This window comes from Marinobacter fuscus, from assembly GCF_003007675.1.
Classification (GTDB): domain Bacteria; phylum Pseudomonadota; class Gammaproteobacteria; order Pseudomonadales; family Oleiphilaceae; genus Marinobacter; species Marinobacter fuscus.
This window is the reverse complement of sequence record NZ_PXNP01000033.1, coordinates 1-2,192: the sequence shown is the minus strand read 5'-3', so window position 1 is coordinate 2,192 and position 2,192 is coordinate 1. Positions and strand designations below refer to the sequence as shown.

3 protein-coding genes are annotated in these 2,192 nt (G+C 52.0%); 2 read left to right on the top strand and 1 reads right to left on the bottom strand.

Annotated elements, in window-relative coordinates; all coding sequences use genetic code 11:
• The first annotated feature begins 134 nt into the window (after positions 1-134).
• Positions 135-284, top strand: coding sequence for a hypothetical protein (locus C7H09_RS19860; RefSeq protein WP_165794805.1), 150 nt, complete (start codon positions 135-137; stop codon positions 282-284).
• Positions 285-315: 31 nt separating this feature from the next.
• Here C7H09_RS19860 and C7H09_RS07865 read toward each other — a convergent pair whose 3' ends face one another.
• Positions 316-795, bottom strand: a complete 480-nt coding sequence (locus tag C7H09_RS07865) for a hypothetical protein (protein ID WP_106762038.1) — start codon at positions 793-795, stop codon at positions 316-318.
• A 105-nt stretch (positions 796-900) separates the two neighbouring features.
• On the opposite strand from C7H09_RS07865, the gene C7H09_RS07860 reads away from it, so the two are divergent.
• Positions 901-1,926 carry an IS110 family RNA-guided transposase gene (locus C7H09_RS07860; RefSeq protein ID WP_106762037.1) on the top strand — a complete coding sequence of 342 codons (1,026 nt, stop codon included), beginning with the start codon at positions 901-903 and terminating at the stop codon, positions 1,924-1,926.
• Positions 1,927-2,192 lie beyond the last annotated feature (266 nt).

Genomic DNA, 2,192 nt, shown 5'->3' with positions numbered 1-2,192 from the left:
CGAAAGGAACCAGAGCGCAAACAACGCCAATCCGATTACCATCTGAACTGGACGGCCCCGCAACTGGAGCACGCCATGAATAACAAGACGGCCGGTAATGTTGGCAACCAACCCCGACAGCAACCTTTCCGGCCTTGGCCATCACCAACACAGGCGGCTTTGCAGCCAAGTCCGATGCCAAGGCCCTTGCACTGAGTCCGCCAAAAATGAAGACGGCCTGGGCCATTAACGCCTCAAACACCGGCATGGTGAAGTTGGCGGCTTTTTTGGAACAAAAAAGGTGACAGCTTTACCATGTCCGAGTGCTTTGACTTGTTAGTGTTTTTTTGCATACTTGGACACCCAAATTTTGCTTTCTTCAAGAATGCCTTGGTTGATTTGATCAACCGTACAGTAATCTTCGTAATACCACCCGTACATTTGGTGTATGCCTAGATCATCCCCGACATAGTCTTGTGTTTTGCTGTAATAATCATAATTATCAATTTCTTCGAGTAGCTTTTTAAACTGCACACAGGGAGTTACTGTGCCCGAAGCAATTAATAGAACATGATGCTCAACCAACTCTCTTACAGCTTCTTCTAATGTCGGAATCAGTACACCTATTTCGGCTAGGTATTTCTCGAATAACGCTGAGATACTTACCCAACCCTTTGGATCGCAATCTAATATTTCAAGAAAGATATCTGACCAAGTACCTTTATCTAATTGAGAATTTACATACTCAAGAATGTCTTTCGTGTGCAGTATTCCTGCCGCGTATTTAATTGCCAAAAATTCTTCTTCGGTGCTCATGATTTGTAACACTAACGAATGATATGGACTCCCCCTGCTCCCACGGCATCTATGTGCCACATTGAAGGTGTCTGACATCTTCAATCAAAAGCAGGAGGAGTCACCATGAATGTTACAACCATTGGCATCGATCTGGCGAAAACTGTGTTCAGTATTCATGGCACCAATCAACACGGCAAGGTCGTGGTTCGCAAACGGCTCAATCGCCCCAAACTGTTGGCGTTCTTCGCACAACTGCCGCCGTGCCTGATCGGCATGGAAGCCTGTTCCGGTGCCCATTACTGGGCTCGGGAGTTAACCAAACTCGGCCACGATGCCCGGATCATTGCGCCCCGCTTTGTCGCTCCGTATCGCAAGAGCAGCAAGAACGACGACAACGATGCCGAGGCCATCTGCGAAGCCGTCAGCCGGCCCAATATGCGCTTTGTTCCAGTTAAGACTGAGGACCAACAAGCGGTACTGTGCCTTCACCGCATTCGCCGTGGGTTAACCAAAGAGCGCACAGCCCAGATCAATCAGATTCGCGGGCTGTTAGCCGAGTTCGGACTGATTATCCCCCAGGGGCGCTATCATGCCCGACACCGGATTCCCGAAATCCTGGAAGATGCCGAAAACGGTTTGCCCATGCTCGCACGGCGTTTACTCAACAACATCAACCAGCGCATTCTCCAGCTCGATGAAGAGATCCTGGCCTATGACCGGGAAATCGAAGCCATGGCCCGGCGCGACGAGCAGGCCAAACGGCTAATGGCCATTCCAGGAATAGGACCACAAACTGCCACCGCGATCTTGGCCAGTGCGCCCGATCCCAGACAGTTCAAAAGCGGACGACACTTCGCCGCCTGGCTGGGGCTTGTACCCAGGCAGTACTCGACCGGAGGCAAGCCCCGGCTGGGTAGAATCACCAAGCGCGGGGACAAGTACCTGCGAATGTTGCTGATCCATGGCACCCGAGCGGTGATTGCCAAACTCGCCGACAAACACGATCAACTCAGCGAGTGGGCTAAAGAGTTGGTGGAACGCCGCGGCTACAAACGAGCCGCCGTAGCATTGGCCGCCAAGAATGCCCGGATTATCTGGGCGCTGTTGATGAACCAAACCGAGTTTAAAACACAGCCTATGGAGGGCTGATAACCAGGCACCAACGACAGGCAGAACACGCCTGCCAGCCGAGTCTAGCAACGGCAAGCGATGACGGAACGGTCAGACCGAGAGTGATTGAACCTGTTAAGCCTTGCGGCTGATACAAGCCGACTAACGAATGAGGTCATCACTCACACGCATCATCATCCTGGCCCGGGCAAAAGCGCCCAACAAGAGGCCGAATGTAGAGCTGCAGTCTCAAACCGCTTCGAAATCAAATGGCGTTGCTTGACCGCAGGGGGAGTCCATGTAGC

Bases quoted from the DNA above. Each gene is read 5' to 3' on its own strand.
- C7H09_RS07865 (WP_106762038.1), bottom strand. From the start codon at position 795: ATGAGCACCGAAGAAGAATTTTTGGCAATTAAATACGCGGCAGGAATA.
- C7H09_RS07860 (WP_106762037.1), top strand. From the start codon at position 901: ATGAATGTTACAACCATTGGCATCGATCTGGCGAAAACTGTGTTCAGT.